Annotated in this window: 2 protein-coding genes and 1 pseudogene; all 3 read right to left on the reverse strand. The window is 66.3% G+C overall.

All coding sequences use genetic code 11. From position 1 onward, the window contains the following. A pseudogene (locus tag Q8M82_RS09545) lies at positions 1-877 on the reverse strand (F0F1 ATP synthase subunit beta); the annotation flags it as partial. Positions 878-943: 66 nt separating this feature from the next. After that, entirely contained in the window at positions 944-1,813 is an 870-nt protein-coding gene (locus tag Q8M82_RS09550; RefSeq protein WP_305691130.1) for a F0F1 ATP synthase subunit gamma, read from the reverse strand. Between the two features lie 99 nt (positions 1,814-1,912). Next, the coding region (locus tag Q8M82_RS09555; protein ID WP_465248076.1) for a F0F1 ATP synthase subunit alpha at positions 1,913-2,471 on the reverse strand (559 nt) is incomplete at its 5' end.

A 2,471-nucleotide genomic window follows, 5' to 3' on the forward strand; every position in this document is an offset into this window, starting at 1 on the left:
TCGGCTGATAGCCCACCGCCGAGGGAATGCGGCCGAGCAGAGCCGACACTTCCGAGCCCGCCTGCGTGAAGCGGAAGATGTTGTCGACGAAGAACAGCACGTCCTGGCCCTTGTCGCGGAAGTCCTCTGCGACGGTCAGGCCCGACAGGGCGACGCGCATGCGGGCGCCCGGCGGCTCGTTCATCTGGCCATAGACCAGGGCGCATTTGGAGCCCTCGCCGCCGCCCTTCTTGTTCACGCCCGACTCGATCATCTCGTGATAGAGGTCGTTGCCCTCGCGGGTGCGCTCGCCGACGCCGGCGAACACGGAGTAGCCACCGTGAGCCTTCGCGACGTTGTTGATCAGCTCCATGATCAGCACGGTCTTGCCGACGCCGGCGCCGCCGAACAGGCCGATCTTGCCGCCCTTGGCGTAGGGAGCCAGCAGGTCGACGACCTTGATGCCGGTGACCAGGATCTGCGCGTCCGTCGCCTGCTCGGCATAGGACGGGGCGGGCTGGTGGATGCCGCGGGTGGCGGTCGTCATGATCGGGCCGGCCTCGTCGATCGGCTCGCCGATGACGTTCATGATGCGGCCGAGGCACTCGTCGCCAACCGGAACCGCGATCGGGGCCCCGGTGTCGGTCACCGACTGGCCGCGGACCAGACCCTCGGTCGAGTCCATCGCGATGGTGCGGACCGTGTTCTCGCCGAGATGCTGGGCGACCTCGAGAACGAGGCGGTTGCCGAGATTGGTCGTCTCGAGCGCGTTCAGGATCTCGGGCAGCACGCCGTCGAACTGGACGTCGACGACGGCGCCGATGACCTGCGCGATGCGGCCGGTGCCGGTGTTGGCGGGCTTCTCGGCGGCGGTCTTCTTCGTAGCGGCTTTGGCCATGGTGATAACCTCGGATTCGCGTTCAGCGTGTCGACGAAGCCGGCGCGCCGGCCTCAATTCAGGCGGTTAGAGCGCTTCCGCGCCGGAGATGATCTCGATCAGTTCCTTGGTGATCATCGCCTGGCGCGAGCGGTTGTAGAGCTGCGTCTGCTTCTTGATCATCTCGCCGGCATTGCGCGTGGCGGAGTCCATCGCCGACATGCGCGCACCCTGCTCGGAGGCCGCGTTTTCGAGCAGCGCGCGCAGCACCTGGACCGTGAGGTTGCGCGGCAGCAGCGTCTCGAGGATCTCGCCCTCATCCGGCTCGTAGTCGTAGACCGCCTCGGTCGCCTTGGTGCCGGCCGGGATTTCGGCGGGAATGATGCGCTGGGCCGTCGGGATCTGCGAAATCACCGACTTGAACTTCGAGAAGAACACGGTCGCGACGTCGAACTCACCGGCCGCGAAACGCGACAGCACGTTCTGGGCGATCGTCTCGGCATTGGCGTAGCCCACCTGCTTGAAGGAGCGCAGGTCGATCAGCTCGATGATGTCCTTCTCGAACTGCCGCTTCAGAAGGTCGTAGCCCTTCTTGCCGACGCAGATGATCTTGACTGTCTTGCCCTCGGCCTTGAGCGCCAGCGCCTTGTCGCGCGCCAGGCGAGCGATCGAGGAGTTGAACGCACCGCACAGGCCGCGTTCGGCCGTGCAGACGAGCAGCAGATGCACCTTGTCGGAGCCGGTGCCCGCGATCAGGCGCGGAGCGCTCGAACCGGTCACGCCGGAGGCGAGATTGGCCAGCACCGTCTCCATGCGCTCGGCATAGGGCCGCGCGGCTTCCGCCGCCGCCTGCGCCCGGCGCAGCTTCGCGGCCGCGACCATCTGCATGGCCTTGGTGATCTTCTGCGTCGCCTTCACGGAAGCGATGCGGTTTCGTAGGTCCTTAAGGGACGGCATCCGGTCTTGACCCTCTACCCGTCATGCGTGGCGCAGCGACGAAGCAATCCAGAGCAACTGCGCAGCGGAGCCGAGGCTCCGCCGCGCTCGCGATGACGTTTACGAGAACGACTTGGCGTAGTCGGTCACGAGCTCTTTCAGCTTCGCGGCGTTCGCGTCCGAAAGATCCTTGGACTTGCCGATCTCGGCCAGCATGTCGGCATGCTTGCCGCGCACCAGCGCCAGCAGGCCATCCTCGAAGGCGCGGACCTTGCCGACCGGCAGGGCGTCGAGATAGCCATTGACGCCGGCATAGATCACCACGACCTGCTCTTCCATCTTCAGCGGCGAGAACTGCGGCTGCTTCAGGAGCTCGGTCAGGCGGGCGCCGCGGTTGAGCAGGCGCTGCGTGACGGCGTCGAGGTCGGAGCCGAACTGCGCGAAGGCGGCCATCTCGCGATACTGCGCGAGCTCGCCCTTGATCTTGCCGGCGACCTTCTTGGTCGCCTTGGTCTGTGCGGCCGAGCCGACGCGCGACACCGAGAGGCCGACGTTCACCGCCGGGCGGATGCCCTGGTAGAACAGGTCGGTCTCGAGGAAGATCTGGCCGTCGGTGATCGAGATCACGTTGGTCGGGATGTAGGCGGACACGTCGTTCGCCTGCGTCTCGATGACCGGC

This window comes from Allobosea sp., assembly GCF_030694325.1.
Classification (GTDB): Bacteria; Pseudomonadota; Alphaproteobacteria; order Rhizobiales; family Beijerinckiaceae; genus Allobosea.